Consider the following 14,412-nt stretch of genomic DNA (forward strand, 5'->3'; position numbering starts at 1 on the left):
GCACAGCACTAAGCTGGTGCCATGACCTCTCCAGCCCCCGTGGTACTCGCTTTCCTCGATCCCGCTTTCCCTGACGGCAGGGTGGCCGATGCGTCCAAACCCCAGTTGCTGGTCACGGACCAGGGGGTCACGCGGGGCGACGGCGTCTTCGAAACCATGCTGGCAGTAGGTGGAACGGTGCGGAAGATGCAGGCTCATCTGGACCGGCTGGCGGGTTCGGCAGAGGCGCTGGACCTGGCCATCCCGGACCAGGACGCATGGCGCCGCGTCATTGCGGCGTCGTTGGCCCGGCACCGTTCCGAAAACCCGCCGGCAGACCCGGCAACGGATGAGCTGGTGGTCAAGCTGGTGGTCACCCGCGGCGCAGAAGGCGCGGCCACGCCCACCGCCTGGGTCCAGGCCACTCCGGCCGGGGCGGCAGGCCGGCGCCAACGTGAGACGGGAATCGATGTCATCCTCCTTGACCGCGGCTACGACAGTGACGTGTCGGAGCGGGCACCCTGGCTGCTCCTCGGCGCCAAGACGCTGTCCTACGCCGTCAACATGGCGGCGCTGCGCCATGCCCGTAAGCAGGGCGCCGACGACGTCATCTTCTACTCCTCCGACGGCCGCGTATTGGAGGGCCCCACTTCAACGGTGCTGCTTGCGCATGTGGAAAAGTCCGACGACGGCACAACGGTGAAGCGCCTCATCACCCCGCAGCTGGACAGCGGCATCCTGGCCGGCACCTCCCAGGGTGCCCTCTTCGCTGCCGCCAAAGCAGCCGGCTGGGAACTGGGCTACGGACCACTGGAACCGCGGGACCTCATGGACGCGGACGCTGTGTGGCTGATCTCCAGCGTCCGCCTGCTGGCACCCGTGAACCGGATCGACGGCAAGGAGATCGGCACCCCGTCCCTCCAGAAGGAACTGACAGCCGAGCTGGGTGAACTTTTCGCCGGCATCCAGTAACGGCGCAACAAGTGGCGTAATCCCTTTTCCCGCTCCTGCATCACCCGTAAGGTGTGGACCATGGACTCGCGAAACCTGCCGATTGAAAACCTGTCCTTCGACGACTGCTGGGAACTCCTCGACAATGACACGGTGGGCAGGCTGGCCATCGTAGTGGACGGCCATCCCGAGATTTTCCCCGTCAACTACGCCGTCCACCAGCGGAGCATTGTCTTCCGCACGGGCCCTGGCTCGAAGCTCTGGGACGCCCGGATGGAACGGTCGGCAGCCCTCGAGATTGACGGCTACGACGCCGCCTCGGAGCAGGCGTGGAGCGTGGTGGCGCGGGGCGAAACCGGGATCATCGAAGACCAGGCCGTCAAGGATGCCGTCGACGAGCTCGGCCTGGAACCGTGGCAGCCTGGCGAAAAGGCCAACTATGTCCGGCTGGGTGCCAAGGCACTGACGGGACGCCGGTTCCGCGTGAACCGTCCGGACGTCTGGAACACCCGCCCGCAGGACCGGCGCCGGGCGTCCTTCGAATAGCCCCAGACCCTCCCCTCGCGCCGGATCCCGGGACCCTAGGCTGCGGGGCCTGCCGCCTGCCGTGAAAGCTGCGTTTCCAGCCCGGACAGCAGGATGCCGAGCCCCTGGTCCAGCTCCGCCGCGCCGTCGTACTCGGCCAGCGCGGGAGCCAGGGCACGAAGCCTGGGAAACTCCTTCGCGGGCAGGCGGTGCAGGCCCAGGCGCAGCAGCACCTCGTTCTCCTCCGGATCCACCACATACTCCTGCAGCTCGTTCAGGATGTGCCCGTAGAGGTAGCCGTAGTAGGCGCGGTAGACATGGAGCGCCTCGGCAGGCCCGAATCCCGCTCCCACCAGCAGGGAAAGGATCTGCTCCAGCGGCCGCAGCGTACCCAGTGGCCGCATCCCAAGCGGCGTGGACAGGGGCCTGGTGACCAGCAGCGGCACCACGTTGGGGTGCTGGAGCGCAAGCCTGCGCAGGTCGTGCGCGAACAGGCTCAGCTGGGCTTTCCAGTCGGGGTCGTCCGCCTGGATGGACAGTTCCTCGAGGACCAGCTCGGCCACGCCGTCCAGCAGGGCGGCGCGGTTCTCTGCGTAGCGGTAGAGGCTCATGGGATCCCGGCCGAGCTCCTGGCCCAGGCGGCGCATGGTCAACGCCTCCAGGCTCTCGGCATCCACCAGCTCCAGGGCCTTGGCCAGCACAATGTCCCGGCTCAACCTCGTTTTGGGTTGCGCGGGCCGGGAAGTACTGGCTGACGTCATTGCAAGGTTCCTTAGTTCCGGCGCAGCGTCCCGCAGCAAGTGGGACAGTTGCCTCATATCAGGTCTACAGGTAAAGTCTACATCGTAGACATGCCAAGAATGCTTGGACTTCCCGGGTTTCCGGCGAAGCTGCTACAGAAATCCTTTGCCACCTTGTGCAGGGCATCGAGGTTCGCCGCTGGAGCCTACCGGCGGCACCCACGCACCGAGCGAAGGGACGCCGTCATGGCCAATTCGCAGTTTGATGTTTTCCTCCACGAAGCCACCTACGCAGACCACACCTCGGGATCCAGCCTGGACCGCGACCGCCTGTACGGGCTGTACACCAGCTGGTGCGTCGTCAACCAGCAGCCCACCGGCACCGAGTCCACGTTCTGGGCAGCCATGAAGCACCGGGTCTCTGCCCGGCACAATGGACTGCGCATGAAAGGCCCGGCCGCTGCGGACTACATCCTCAGCAGCTACCCGCGCCTCGTATAAGTCATTCATGGGCGCCGGGATACCGGCGGAGCGGAATCACATGCTGTGGCACTCCTTGTGCCGCAGCATTTTTCATGCCCGGGGGACCTCTCCTCCGGGCAAAACGTCTGCGCCCTCTACGTGGGAATGATCCGGAACAGGAACCTGGTGCGGACCATCAGCCACAGCAGGCCCAGGACCACGGCGTAGGCCACGGTGTTGATGAGGATGCTTTGCTGCTGCAGCACTGGGATGTTCGCGACGACGGCGATCAGCACCACGTGCATGATGAAGACGTAGAGCGTGGCCCGGCCCAGCGGTATCAGGAACCAGCCCAGGGCACGCTGCACCGGCTTCCAGTACGCGCTGAGGAACGCATAGGCGGCCACCACCAGGACCAGCACGTTGAACAGCCGGCCGGGCGCCAGGTAGGTGCGGCCGAACAGCGCGTCATACATGGCCCGGTAGGCGGAGTCCGGCATGAGGGCCAAGCGGACGTCGTAATTGTTGGCGAGGTACGGATTTCCCCAGGACAGGAAGGCCAGCGCGAACGCGGCGGCGGTGCAGGCGGCCACCACCCAGGTGTGCCCCGCCAGCCAGGTGACGATGCTGCGGCGGTAATAGCCGGCCACCAAACCGAGCACAAAAAGCACCTGCCACACCAGCAGGGGGAACGAGTCCTCAAACTGGGACGGCAGCAGCCTGAACCTGGTCACGGCGCCCACGGCGTATACGGCAAACGTCGCCAGCAGCACCCAGAACGCCTTGCCGCGGTTCAGGGCAGCCAGGATCAGCGGGCTGACCAGCAGGAGCACCACATAGAGGCCCATGACGTTGAACTGCCAGGGCCCGAACTGCAGCAGCACGATGGCCGGCAGCACCTGGGGCGGGACCGGGAACTGGAACAGCGATGACATGCCGGCGTAGAGGTCGTAGGTGCGGCCGGCGCCGCTGTGCCCGGCGCCGCCGGTCCCCTGGTCCACGAACGTGGTCAGGGCCTCAGTGTGGAAGAACGGCAGCAGGGACAGCAGGAAGACGCCGACCAGCACGGCGAGCGCGGTCACGTAGAGCTTTCCGGCACGGCGCGATGTCAGGTCCACCACCCGGCCGAAGTCCTCCTTGGCTTTGGGGCCGTACACCATGCCCAGCACCAGGCCGGAGAACAGGACGAACAGCTCAGCGCCTGACACAAAGCCCACGGCCTCCTGCGTGAGCAGCTGGAACAGGGAAGCCATGCCCAAGTGGTTGACCACAACGAAGACGATGGCCAGCCCCCGCAGCAGGTCCACCCTGGAATCCCTGCTGGCGGGATCACGGTAACTCCATGACGTGGCCGCGTTGATCCGGCGCGGAACCTGCCACAGGGCCACCAGGAGGATGACCATGGCGGCGGCTACCGTCCAGGGCGCCGCGCCGGCGAGCGTGTTGGCCCGCACGTAGGCGCTTCCGGACGCCACCTCCGTGACGGGACCGGTGACCATGGGCGATGCTTTCAGGGCGTCCCGGGCAGCTTTGGCTATATCCGGGCTTCCCGTCAACAGCCAGCTGATGCTGGCCACGCCGGTATCCCGCGTACTGGTCCGTTCGTCCCAGACCACGGCGGCCGTTCCGGAGAAAGCGGGCGACGTGGCGGTGGCCACCACCTGGTCCCACCAGCCCACCTTGATGTCCCGCTCCGGCGCCCCACCGGACGCGGGGCTGTAGAACGCCGATGTCTGGAGCAGGAACGGCTTCCTGCGTCCTTCGGCGTAGGTGCCGTAGAAGTTTTCGCCGCCGGAGGCTGTCAGCATGTCTTCAAGTTCTCCCGCATGCGGGAGGGAGTTGACGGCCGCCGCGCCGGCAGTGTCGTCATGGTAGGCGGCCAGCCCCACCCAGTCCACGGCGTCGTCGCCAGGATAGTAGGGGGCATAGGCGCCGTCGCTGCCGTTCCAGGTTCCATCGCCGTTGGTATCCAGGAGCGCGAACCCGTCGCTTCCCGGCTGCGGCGCATTCCGGTTCCGCTCAAAGGGGTAGTCCTTGCCCAGGTAAGGCGCCCACACCATGGCGGCCCGGCCGCCGTCGTACTTCCTGAACGCTGCCGCCACGGCCTGGAAGGCCTGCCGGTAAGAGGCAGGCTGCTGGCCCCAGGCCACCCAGCTGGTATTCATGTCGGGAGCGAACCTGACCAGCAGCTGCCCCTTGAACCCGGACGCCACGCCGTGTACCTGCGCCGCGAATGCCTCCGCTTCTCCGGCGCCGAGCTGGTCCAGCGGCACTGACGGCTTGACCGTGAGCATGGCGTGCGCGCCTTCGGCTGCCGTCTGCCGCAGGAAGCCATCAATGTCATTCCGCTCGGATTCGCGGTACGGGATGGTGATGTCGTGGCCAAAGACCGCCGGGGTGGCGCCCAGCCTGTCGCTGAAACCCGCGGCAGTGTCCTCGCCCCATTCAAGGACCGCCCCCAACCAGGGCTTGCCCTTGTCCGGCGAGGCTCCTGCCGCCTGGGCGGGTGCCGCCGGGGCCACCAGGGCCAGGAGGACGATGAGTGCCGCGGCCAGGAACACTCCGGCGGATTGCGGACGGTTCCGCGCGGTGGCGGAGTGGTGGTGCGATACGTGTGCCCGCATGCTGACAAAGACCCCCAGGTACTTGTTGCGCTGGATACGGGGCCGGCGCCCCCCGGTAAGAACTTTATCGGCCCGCGGCGGTGCGCGTGCCGCGCCCGGGCCTGCTCAATGACGGAACATGACGACGGCGGCGATGCGGCTTGGCGCGGCAGGTGTTACGTTTTTGGGGAGTAATGAGTACCGGCGCCAAGCCCTGACTGGCCGGTCGGCAACCCTCCTTCCACGGCGGGGTGCCTCAGGTGAATACTCGGCATATCGACCAATTCGAGCTGCAAGCGTGAAAGAAGGAGATCCGTCGTGTCCGACGCACCCGCCCCTGACGAAAGACTGTCCTACCGCCTGATTACCGGCGCGGACACCCGTGAATTCTGTGAGCGGATTTCCGCCGCACTCGCTGACGGCTACGTGCTGCACGGCAGCCCGGCTGCAACGTTCAACGGCACCAGCGTCATCGTGGCGCAGGCAATCGTCCTTCCGGCCGCGATCGCTTCGGCGGACGCCGCCGTCGCCAGCGCCGTGGACCAGCTCGACGCCGACCTTGAGGACGGCTTCGACGGGGAGGGCCACGCATGAGCTACGCAGGAGACCTGACGCCCCAGGAAGCATGGGCCAAGCTGGAACAGGGCGCCATCCTGGTGGACGTCCGCACGGAGGGCGAATGGGCCCACATCGGCATCCCCGATACCAAAGCCACGGACAACGATCCCCTGTTCATCCAGTGGACCTTCCCGGGCGGCATTCCCAACCCGCACTTTGTGAAGGACCTCCAGGAGCAGGCGCCGGAGGATCCCAACGCGGAACTGCTTTTCCTGTGCCGGTCCGGCCAGCGGTCCATCGCCGCCGCGACTGCCGCCACGCAGGCCGGCTTCACCGCATACAGCGTCCTGGAGGGCTTCGAAGGCGAACCGGACCGCTTCGGCGAGCGCACCGTCAACGGCTGGAAGAACCGCGGCCTCCCCACCAACCTCGGAAAGAACTAAGTGACCTTCAACCCAGACGCCGCCGGCTGGAGCCCCGATACCCAGGCAGTCCGCGGCGGCCTTGACCGCTCCAACTTCCAGGAAACATCCGAGGCGATCTTCCTGAACTCCGGGTTCGTCTACGAATCCGCCGCAGCAGCCGAACGCGCCTTCACCGGCGAGGACGAACGCTTCGTCTACTCCCGCTACGGCAACCCGTCCGTCGCCACCTTCCAGGAGCGGCTCAGGCTGCTCGAAGGCACCGAAGCATGCTTCGCGACGGCGTCGGGCATGTCTGCGGTGTTCACCGCCCTGGGTGCGTTGCTGGCTGCCGGCGACCGGGTGGTGGCGGCGCGCTCGCTGTTCGGTTCCTGCTTCGTGATCCTGAACGAAATCCTGCCCCGGTGGGGTGTGGAAACGGTCTTCGTGGACGGCCCGGACCTGGACCAGTGGCGCGAAGCCCTGTCCAAGCCCACCACCGCCGTCTTCTTCGAGTCCCCGTCCAACCCCATGCAGGAAATCGTCGACATCGCCGCCGTCAGCGAACTGGCGCACGCGGCCGGTGCCACCGTGGTGGCGGACAACGTCTTCGCCACTCCCCTGCTGCAACGCTGCGGGGACCTCGGCGCCGACGTGATCGTCTACTCGGGCACCAAGCACATCGACGGGCAGGGCCGGGTGATGGGCGGCGCCATCCTGGGCACCAAGGAGTTCATCGAGGGTCCCGTCAAGCAGTTGATGCGCCACACCGGACCCGCGCTCTCGGCATTCAATGCCTGGGTCCTGACCAAGGGCCTGGAGACCATGGGCCTGCGCGTCAACCACTCCTCCGCCACTGCCCTGCGGCTCGCGGAATGGCTGGAGGAACAGCCGGCGGTGGGCTGGGTGAAATACCCGCTCCTGAAATCGCACCCGCAGTACCAGCTGGCGGCGAAGCAGATGAGCGCCGGGGGCACGGTCCTCACGTTCGAGCTTGCTTCCTCCGGCGGACGCTCGGGCAAGGAGGCGGCCTTTGCGCTGCTGGACGGGCTGCGGATCATCGATATCTCCAACAACCTTGGGGACGCGAAGTCACTGATCACGCACCCGGCCACCACCACCCACCGCGCCATGGGGCCGGAGGGCCGCGCTGCCATCGGCTTGAGCGACGGCGTGGTCCGGCTCTCCGTGGGCCTGGAAGACCCGGAAGACCTGATCCGTGACCTGGAACAGGCGCTGAAGCAGATCTAGGCGTTCGACGCGCGTCTTCACTGCCGACGCGCAGGTTCCCTGGCGCGCACCATATAAGCGCAGCGTGATGGAATCTGCGCGTCACAGCGGAAACTGCGCGTCGCTGCGCCTAGGCCTGCCGAACGCGCAGCAGATCCGGTGCGGCCTCCATGCCTGCAAGGTCCAGCGCATCACGCATCGTCAGGTGGACGGACTGCAGGACCACGGCACCAAACCCCATGTCTTCCGGAGGCTGGCCCGCCATGGCCTTGTCGCGGGCGCGGCGCTGTTCGGCGGCCCCGGTACCGCGGGCAATGATGTCCTCCACGCCCTGCCGTGCCAACGCCAGCTCGCCCTGTTCCTCCAGGACGGGCGCCAGGTAGTCCACCAGGGAACGGACCACGTCCGCCGCGGGGGCCGGGCGGAAGTTGCCGAAGTCCAGGAGGTCACCGCCCAGCCCGGCGCTGCTGGCCTGCCAGGAAGCCATCCGGAGCAGGACGGTGGGAACGGGTGCCGGGTCCACGTCGTCCCGCCACTCCCGGCCGGCGGATTCCACGAGTGCCCTGACCAGCACGGCGATAAGTGCTGCGTCCCCGGCGCGGAGGCACACATCCGCCACCCGCACCTCCACCGTGGGGTGGTTGCGGGACAGCCGGGCATCGAAGTACAGCATTCCCTCATCCAGCATCACGCCGCTGTCCAGCAGCCGGGTCACCACCCGGCGGTAGGCGGGATAGGTTCCGTAGATGCCTGCCGGGCCAGCCGTGGGCCAGCGGTTCCAGGCCTGCGTACGGTAGCTCTCGAAGCCGGTGGGGACGCCGTTCCAGAACGGCGAGTTCGCGCTCAGCGCCGTGAGCACCGCCAGCTTGTCGCGGATACGGTCCAGGACCGCCACGCCTTCCTCCGGCGATTCAACGTAGGTGTGGACGTGGAACCCGCAGGTCAGCTGCTCCTGGGCGGTAAGGCCAAAGCGTTCAAGCATCCTGGCGTAGCGCGGGTCCGGCGTGGTGTGGCTGGTGGACGCCACCGGCGAGGTGGCCAGCGCCGCCACCCGGGCCCCGTGCTTCCGGGCGGCCTGGTCAGCCAGCGCGCGGCCGGCCCGGATCTGGTCCAGCAGGCTGCCGTGATCGCGGCACGGCCGGGTCTGCGTCTCGATCTGCTCAAGCTTGAGTTCGGCGCTCAGGCCGTTCCCGTCGTCGTACGCCCCCTCTTTGCCAGACTGGCGGCCATCAAGGTCCACGTCCAGGTCCGGGGGAAGATCGTCAGCTGCCACCCGGTGGCCCGCCAGGAGCGCGTCGGCCAGGGCAAGCGGCTCCCCGGACTCCGGATCCACAATCAGGAGTTCTTCCTCCACGCCGAATGTACGCATACGAATATTCTGCGGCAGCAGGCAGGCATTGGAGCCGGGTCCCGCACTTCGTGACGAAGCGTGAATCCGTCAGTCCTGGAAGTATTCCACCTTGGCGCCGATGGTGTTCAGCCGCTCCGCCAGATCCTCGTAGCCGCGCTCAATCACATAGATGTTCCGCAGTTCGGAGACTCCGCGGGCAGCCAGCATCGCCAGCAGGATGCAGGCGGCGGGCCGGAGCGCAGGCGGGCAGCCCACCTCGGCGGCGCGCCACTTGGTAGGTCCGTTGACGTAGATCCGGTGCGGGTCCAGCAGCTGCACCTGCGCGCCCAGCCGGTTCAGCTCCGTCAGGTAGATGGCCCGGTTCTCGTACACCCAGTCATGGATCATGGTCTGGCCGTGGGCGTTCGCGGCGATGACTGCGAAGAACGGCAGGTTATCGATGTTCAGCCCGGGGAACGGCATGGGGTGGATCTTGTCCTCGGGCGCGCGCAGCACGGAGGGCTTGGTGGTCACGTCCACCAGGCGGGTGCGGCCGTTGCGGGCCTTGTACTCACCGGAGATTTCCAGCTGCTGTCCCATCTGGCCCAGCGAGGCCAGCTCGATTTCCATGAATTCGATGGGAACCCGGCGAACGGTGACCTCGGAGTTGGTGACGATGCCGGCCGTAATGAGGCTCATGGCCTCGATGGGGTCTTCAGAGGGAAAGTATTCGATCTCCGCTTCGATTTTTGGCTGCCCGGTGATCTTCAACGTGGTGGTTCCCACGCCTTCGATGGACACGCCAAGCATCTGCAGGTAGAAGCAGAGGTCCTGGACCATGTAGTTGGGGCTGGCGTTGCGGATCACGGTTGTCCCGGCGCGGTGGGCCGCAGCCATGATCGCGTTTTCGGTGACGGTGTCCCCGCGCTCGGTGAGGACGAAGGACCGGTCCCGGCTGTCCGCCGGCGGCGCCTGCACCGTGTAGAAACCCGCCGTCGCCTCGACCGACAGGTCGAACTCGCGCAGCGCCTGCATGTGCGGCTCCACGGTCCGGGTGCCCAGGTCGCAGCCACCGGCATAGGGCAACCGGTACTTTCCCGATTCGTCCAGCAGGGGACCCAGCAGCATGATGACGCTCCGGGTCCGGCGGGCAGCATCGACGTCCATCGCGTCCAGGTCCAGCACGGCGGGGCGGCGCAGCCGGAGGTCCGTGTCGTTGAGCCAGGTGCATTCCACGCCGATGCTGGTCAGCACCTCGACAATGCGGTTGACTTCCTCGATCCTGGCCAGCCGGCGGAGGACGGTGGTGCCGCGGTTGATCAGGCTGGCGCAGAGCAGGGCGACACCGGCGTTCTTGCTGCTGTTGACGTCAACGGCACCGGAGAGGGTGCGTCCGCCTTCCACCCGCAGGTGCGTCATCTGTGGCTTGGCGACGTTCACGATGGTGCGGTCAAAGATGGTCTCCAGCCGCTGGATCATTTTCAGGCTCAGGTTTTGCTTGCCCTGTTCCATCCGGGCGACGGCGCTTTGGCTGGTGCCGAGCTCGGCGGCCAGCTGGCCTTGGGTCCACCCTTTCTCGCCACGGGCGTTCCTCAGCATGGCGGCAACGTGTTCAGCGGTCTCCTGGGTCATAAGGCGAATATATCATTAATGAGTTATCCGGGCGTTCCATGACCGCCCCTGCAGCCCGACACGGATCAGGAATGCGCCGATACCCGTTCTGTGCGATAGGAAAGCATGCGCAGCTTTTGCGCGCAGGCTCAGTTCCCCAGCCAGACCATGTTCCAGGTCCCGGCGGAAAGGGCTGCGACCAGGGCGGATCCGGCCACCACGATGCCGCCGGCCACCACCCCAAGGTCCAGCAGGGAGAAGGTGGATGCCCGGGCCCAGGTCCGCGGGCCGCCGCCAAAGCCCCTCGCCTCCATGGTTACGGCGAGCCTGGATGCACGTCGGATGGCCTGCACCAACAGGCCGAAGCTTTGGCCCAGCGTCGCTTTCACCCGCTGGCCCAGGCTGCCGCGGGAGCCCACGCCGCGGGCACGGCGGGCCATTCCGATGGTCTGCCATTCCTCGGCCATGAGTCCCACCAGGCGCATCGCGGCGAGGGTGCCCAGGACGAACCGGTGCGGCAGCCGCGCCTTCTGGGCGAGCGCATCGGCGAGGTCCGTGGGATCGGTGCAGCTCATCAGGAGCACCGCAGGGAGGGCGATCGCAAAGCCGCGCAGCATGAACCCGATGCCCAGCTGGAGGGATCCTTCGCTCATGGTCCAGATGCCGGCGTCGACCAGGATCCTGCCGCTGTCCGCCGCCAAAATGGAGGTGCTCCAGCCGCCGATCGCGGCCGCGAGGATCAGCGGCCACCCGCGCTGCCACAGCAGGGACAGGGTCAGGCCGGCAAGGGGGAACACCATAAGTTCGAAGACCAGGGCAACGGATGCCGAGACCCAGTCAATGGAGAGCGCCAGGACCGCGGTGATGAGCAAAACGGCCGCAAACTTGCTCAATGGGTTGGCGCGGGCCAGGATGGCGCGGTTGCCCCTGAGGGTGAGTTCCTGCCTCATTGCGCCACCGCTTCCGCCGCTGCCATCCGCAGTTCGGCCCCGCCCAGGGCCTCCGTGAACTCGGCATCGTGGGTTACCGCAACCACGGCGGTGCCGGAATCGAGGAGCTCGGACAGGAAGGAGGCCAGTTCGGCCCAGGTGTTGGCGTCCTGCCCGAAGGTGGGCTCGTCCAGGATCAGCACTTGGGGGCTGGCGGCCAGGACAGTGGCAACGGACAGGCGCCGCTTTTCACCACCGGAGAGCGTATAGGGATTGGCGTCCACCAGCTGGGTGAGACGCAGCCGCTCCAGCAACTCCTCAACCCGGTCCTCGCCGTGCCCCAGGTGCCGGGGGCCAAACAGCAGCTCGTCCAGCACCTTGCCGGTAACGAACTGGTGCTCGGGCTCCTGGAACACCGTGCCCACCCGCGAAATCAGCTGCTCGGCTTTCCACTTGTACGGGTTGATGCCGGCGCCCCGGCTGAGGTCCAGCGTCGCGGAAACCGTTCCGGAAACCGGCTCCAGCAGCCCGGCGAGGGTCAGCGCGAACGTGGACTTTCCCGCGCCGTTGGCACCGGTAATGGCCAGGGCCTGCCCGGAGCGGACCTGGGCGGCGATGCCCTCCTGGACCGGAACTGGCGGGACCGTCCGGAAACCCTTCCGGCGGGGACGTTCCCGCGAGACACCCAGTTCTTCAGCAGCCAGCAGGAGGCTGCCCGCGCCGTGCGACGGGACGGCATCCCGGGAACGCGTGGCGGGCACGTACCCGGGCACCCACACGCCCGCCGCGGCCAGCATGCTCTGCGCCTCCGTCAACACGCGGTCAGGCGGCCCGTCCAGGAGCACTGCAGGATCCGCGGCGGAGCCGGGCTGCAGGACCACGATCCGGTCCACGAGGTCCTTCCACACGGACACCCGGTGCTCCACCACCACCAGCGTCGCCCCGGTTTTGTCTAGGGAGCGGGCTACGGCGTCGCGAACCTCCAGCACGCCGTCCGGGTCCAGGTTGGCGGTGGGCTCGTCCAGCAGGATGAGTCCGGGACGCATTGCCAGGATGCCCGCCAGCGCCAGGCGCTGCTTTTGGCCGCCGGAGAGGGCCGACGTCGGGTGGTCCAGCGGGAGGTGGGCGAGCCCGACGTCGGCAAGTGCCTCGTGAACGCGCGGCCAGATGGCGTCGCGGGGCACCGCAAGGTTTTCGGCGCCGAAGGCGACGTCGTCCCCCACCCTGGACAGGACCACCTGGGTTTCCGGGTCCTGCTGCATGAGACCGGCGCGGCCGCGCCGTGCCCGGGGCGGGGCTCCGTCCACCAGCAGCGAACCGGACTCGTCCGCGTCGCCTGCCTCGCCGTCGTCGTTAATATCCCCCAGAACGCCGGCGAGCGCGTGCAGCAGCGTGGATTTTCCGGCCCCGGAAGGGCCCAGCAGGAGCACCCGCTCTCCCGGAGCGATGTCCAGGTCAAGGCTGTGGACTGCGGGCCTGGCCCTTCCGGCGTGCCGCCAGCCCCAGCCGCGGGCGGTGATGGCGGCAGGGCGGACCGTGCCGGGGGCGTCATGGGCTGGTTTCATCAGGAGAAGACTGGCTCCGTGGCTGCCTTGCGGGACGCGAAGGAGCTCAGCACGCCGGTGCGCGCCAGGCCACGGGTGGCAAGCCAGGACAGGCCGCCGGCAAGGATGGCGCCGGAAACGGTGGTGAGCACGATGTAGGCGAGCTTGTCCGAGCCGGAGTAGGCAATGTTCCAGCCCCACGGTGCAAACGAATCGTTCAGGCCGCAGAAGAATCCTGCCGCGGCACCCGCCAGCAGGGCCACGGGCAGGTTGAACTTCCGGTACACGAAAATGGCAAAGATGATTTCCGCGCCCAGGCCCTGGATGAACCCGGAGAACAGCACCGAAGCGCCATACTGGGACCCCATGAGCAGCTCGCCGGTGGCGGCTACGGTCTCGCAGAACAGAGCGGCCCCCGGCTTGCGGATGATGAGCATTCCCAGCACGCCGGGAATCATCCAGCCGCCGGCGAGCAATCCGGTCAGGGGCGGGTAGGCGGCGTTCATGGGGGCGGACAGGGCGGCGGCGCCTTGGTCCCAGGCCCAGAAAATAACGCCGCCGGCGATGGCCACCAACGCGGCCACGACGATGTCCACGACGCGCCAGGACTTACTGGTGGTCTTCTTGATTGCTGCAGTACTCATGTGATCCTCCTGGGGAAACAGGAGGGGAAAGTGGACCCGGCCGGCGGCCTGTGGCCGTGGAACCGCGACACCTTGAGAACTCGACTCCCTTGCGCCGGTACTAACCGGATCAGGTTCGAGGGTCTGCGGCTGTCCGCACTCTCAGCGCCCACCTGCGGTGCCCGGCATGGTGCCAGGATGTCCGACGGCGGCGCTCCCCTGTCGTTTGTAGTGTTGCTGATGGTTGGGTAACGCTTTTTATGCCCGCTTTGGGCGAGGTCAAGTTTACACCTGGCAGGGGTAGATTGAGGGTCATGAGCGCCAATCCAGCTGATATGACCGGGTTCGATCCCGATTCGGTCAACGCCCAGCCGGAAGGTTCGCTGGAGGCGCTGATTGTCCGCGTCGAGGCGGAGGTCCGGGAGCTCCAGTTTCCCGGATTCTCGCTGGATGACGCATTGAATTTAGGGCTGCTCCTGGTTGAGCTGGGCAAGGAACGGGCACTGCCCATAGCCATCGACATTTCCAAGGGCAGCCAGGTGCTGTTCCACGTCGCGCTGCCGGGCGCCACTCCGGAGAACGGGCACTGGATCCGCGCCAAGCAGCGCACTGCGGCCCGGTATGAGGCGCCCTCCCTTCTGGTGGGACTGCGTGGCCGGCTGGGCGGCGGCCGGATCGAGGACAACGCCTGGTTTGACCAGTCCCGCTATGCCGCGCACGGGGGCGCCTTTCCCATCAGCGTCACCGGCGTCGGCATGGTGGCTTCCGTGGCTGTATCAGGACTGCCGCAGCTGCAGGACCACAACCTGGTGGTCGAGGCGCTGCGGGACGTTTTGGGTTCGTCACTGTCGGATTAGGGGCCAGGTGCGGAATGCGCCAGGCAGCTTAGCTTTTATTTAGTAATCATGCTTACTATGTTGTGGCCG

At 67.1% G+C, this 14,412-nt stretch carries 14 protein-coding genes and 2 riboswitches; of the genes, 7 read left to right on the plus strand and 7 right to left on the minus strand.

Going from position 1 to position 14,412, the window contains the following annotated elements; genetic code table 11:
- The first annotated feature begins 21 nt into the window (after positions 1-21).
- Together HNO81_RS04075 and HNO81_RS04080 are read left to right on the plus strand one after the other, a co-directional pair.
- Positions 22-951, plus strand: a complete 930-nt coding sequence (locus HNO81_RS04075) for an aminodeoxychorismate lyase (RefSeq protein WP_175316854.1) — start codon at positions 22-24, stop codon at positions 949-951.
- A 60-nt stretch (positions 952-1,011) separates the two neighbouring features.
- Positions 1,012-1,476, plus strand: coding sequence for a pyridoxamine 5'-phosphate oxidase family protein (locus tag HNO81_RS04080; protein ID WP_175316855.1), 465 nt, complete (start codon positions 1,012-1,014; stop codon positions 1,474-1,476).
- A 35-nt stretch (positions 1,477-1,511) separates the two neighbouring features.
- Here the strand turns inward: HNO81_RS04080 and HNO81_RS04085 are convergent, their stop codons facing one another.
- The gene (locus HNO81_RS04085) at positions 1,512-2,216 is read right to left on the minus strand and encodes a TetR/AcrR family transcriptional regulator C-terminal domain-containing protein (protein WP_175316856.1); all 705 of its coding nucleotides are present in this window, start codon (positions 2,214-2,216) and stop codon (positions 1,512-1,514) included.
- 225 nt (positions 2,217-2,441) lie between these two features.
- Here HNO81_RS04085 and HNO81_RS04090 point away from each other — a divergent pair, with 225 nt between their 5' ends.
- The gene (locus HNO81_RS04090) at positions 2,442-2,696 is read left to right on the plus strand and encodes a hypothetical protein (RefSeq protein WP_175316857.1); all 255 of its coding nucleotides are present in this window, start codon (positions 2,442-2,444) and stop codon (positions 2,694-2,696) included.
- Between the two features lie 116 nt (positions 2,697-2,812).
- On the opposite strand, the gene opgC is transcribed toward HNO81_RS04090, so the two are convergent.
- Entirely contained in the window at positions 2,813-5,281 is a 2,469-nt protein-coding gene (gene opgC, locus HNO81_RS04095) for an OpgC domain-containing protein (RefSeq protein ID WP_175316858.1), read from the minus strand.
- Positions 5,282-5,450: 169 nt separating this feature from the next.
- Positions 5,451-5,565: riboswitch (SAM riboswitch) on the plus strand.
- Positions 5,566-5,578: 13 nt separating this feature from the next.
- Here opgC and HNO81_RS04100 point away from each other — a divergent pair.
- From HNO81_RS04100 to HNO81_RS04110, 3 genes are read left to right on the plus strand one after another with little or no spacing between them, the layout of a single operon-like run.
- Entirely contained in the window at positions 5,579-5,854 is a 276-nt protein-coding gene (locus HNO81_RS04100; RefSeq protein WP_175316859.1) for a DUF1737 domain-containing protein, read from the plus strand.
- Positions 5,851-6,261: a rhodanese-like domain-containing protein gene (locus tag HNO81_RS04105; protein ID WP_175316860.1), complete on the plus strand. Its 411-nt coding sequence runs from the start codon at positions 5,851-5,853 to the stop codon at positions 6,259-6,261. The genes HNO81_RS04100 and HNO81_RS04105 overlap by 4 nt, the downstream gene beginning before the upstream one ends.
- Positions 6,262-7,470: an O-succinylhomoserine sulfhydrylase gene (locus tag HNO81_RS04110; protein WP_175316861.1), complete on the plus strand. Its 1,209-nt coding sequence runs from the start codon at positions 6,262-6,264 to the stop codon at positions 7,468-7,470.
- 109 nt (positions 7,471-7,579) lie between these two features.
- Here the strand turns inward: HNO81_RS04110 and HNO81_RS04115 are convergent, their stop codons facing one another.
- The 5 genes from HNO81_RS04115 to HNO81_RS04135 all read right to left on the minus strand — a co-directional run bounded on the left by HNO81_RS04115 (position 7,580) and on the right by HNO81_RS04135 (position 13,507).
- Positions 7,580-8,818, minus strand: a complete 1,239-nt coding sequence (locus tag HNO81_RS04115; protein WP_175316862.1) for a glutamate--cysteine ligase — start codon at positions 8,816-8,818, stop codon at positions 7,580-7,582.
- A 69-nt stretch (positions 8,819-8,887) separates the two neighbouring features.
- A complete protein-coding gene (locus tag HNO81_RS04120) occupies positions 8,888-10,411 on the minus strand; it encodes a UDP-N-acetylglucosamine 1-carboxyvinyltransferase (RefSeq protein WP_175316863.1) in 1,524 nt (507 codons plus the stop codon).
- Between the two features lie 128 nt (positions 10,412-10,539).
- Positions 10,540-11,340 (minus strand): energy-coupling factor transporter transmembrane protein EcfT, encoded by an 801-nt coding sequence (locus tag HNO81_RS04125; protein ID WP_175316864.1) that lies wholly within the window; start codon positions 11,338-11,340, stop codon positions 10,540-10,542.
- Positions 11,337-12,884, minus strand: coding sequence for an ABC transporter ATP-binding protein (locus HNO81_RS04130; protein ID WP_175316865.1), 1,548 nt, complete (start codon positions 12,882-12,884; stop codon positions 11,337-11,339). Before HNO81_RS04130 ends, HNO81_RS04125 begins: the two co-directional genes overlap by 4 nt.
- Positions 12,884-13,507: an ECF transporter S component gene (locus tag HNO81_RS04135; RefSeq protein ID WP_175316866.1), complete on the minus strand. Its 624-nt coding sequence runs from the start codon at positions 13,505-13,507 to the stop codon at positions 12,884-12,886. The genes HNO81_RS04130 and HNO81_RS04135 overlap by 1 nt, the downstream gene beginning before the upstream one ends.
- Before the next feature lie 68 nt (positions 13,508-13,575).
- A riboswitch (TPP riboswitch) is annotated at positions 13,576-13,717 on the minus strand.
- Positions 13,718-13,800: 83 nt separating this feature from the next.
- On the opposite strand from HNO81_RS04135, the gene HNO81_RS04140 reads away from it, so the two are divergent.
- Complete coding sequence (locus HNO81_RS04140) at positions 13,801-14,343, plus strand: heme-degrading domain-containing protein (RefSeq protein WP_175316867.1); 543 nt, start codon at positions 13,801-13,803, stop codon at positions 14,341-14,343.
- The last annotated feature ends 69 nt before the right edge of the window (positions 14,344-14,412 follow it).

The sequence above is a fragment of the Pseudarthrobacter sp. C4D7 genome (genome assembly GCF_013359725.1).
Lineage (GTDB): Bacteria > Actinomycetota > Actinomycetes > Actinomycetales > Micrococcaceae > Arthrobacter.

Excerpts from the sequence above, each read along its gene's own strand:
- HNO81_RS04080 (WP_175316855.1), top strand. The coding sequence starts at position 1,012 with ATGGACTCGCGAAACCTGCCGATTGAAAACCTGTCCTTCGACGACTGC.
- HNO81_RS04140 (WP_175316867.1), top strand. The coding sequence starts at position 13,801 with ATGAGCGCCAATCCAGCTGATATGACCGGGTTCGATCCCGATTCGGTC.
- HNO81_RS04120 (WP_175316863.1), bottom strand. The coding sequence starts at position 10,411 with ATGACCCAGGAGACCGCTGAACACGTTGCCGCCATGCTGAGGAACGCC.
- HNO81_RS04090 (WP_175316857.1), top strand. The coding sequence starts at position 2,442 with ATGGCCAATTCGCAGTTTGATGTTTTCCTCCACGAAGCCACCTACGCA.
- HNO81_RS04125 (WP_175316864.1), bottom strand. The coding sequence starts at position 11,340 with ATGAGGCAGGAACTCACCCTCAGGGGCAACCGCGCCATCCTGGCCCGC.
- opgC (WP_175316858.1), bottom strand. The coding sequence starts at position 5,281 with ATGCGGGCACACGTATCGCACCACCACTCCGCCACCGCGCGGAACCGT.
- HNO81_RS04130 (WP_175316865.1), bottom strand. The coding sequence starts at position 12,884 with ATGAAACCAGCCCATGACGCCCCCGGCACGGTCCGCCCTGCCGCCATC.
- HNO81_RS04105 (WP_175316860.1), top strand. The coding sequence starts at position 5,851 with ATGAGCTACGCAGGAGACCTGACGCCCCAGGAAGCATGGGCCAAGCTG.
- HNO81_RS04115 (WP_175316862.1), bottom strand. The coding sequence starts at position 8,818 with ATGCGTACATTCGGCGTGGAGGAAGAACTCCTGATTGTGGATCCGGAG.
- HNO81_RS04135 (WP_175316866.1), bottom strand. The coding sequence starts at position 13,507 with ATGAGTACTGCAGCAATCAAGAAGACCACCAGTAAGTCCTGGCGCGTC.
- HNO81_RS04085 (WP_175316856.1), bottom strand. The coding sequence starts at position 2,216 with ATGACGTCAGCCAGTACTTCCCGGCCCGCGCAACCCAAAACGAGGTTG.
- HNO81_RS04075 (WP_175316854.1), top strand. The coding sequence starts at position 22 with ATGACCTCTCCAGCCCCCGTGGTACTCGCTTTCCTCGATCCCGCTTTC.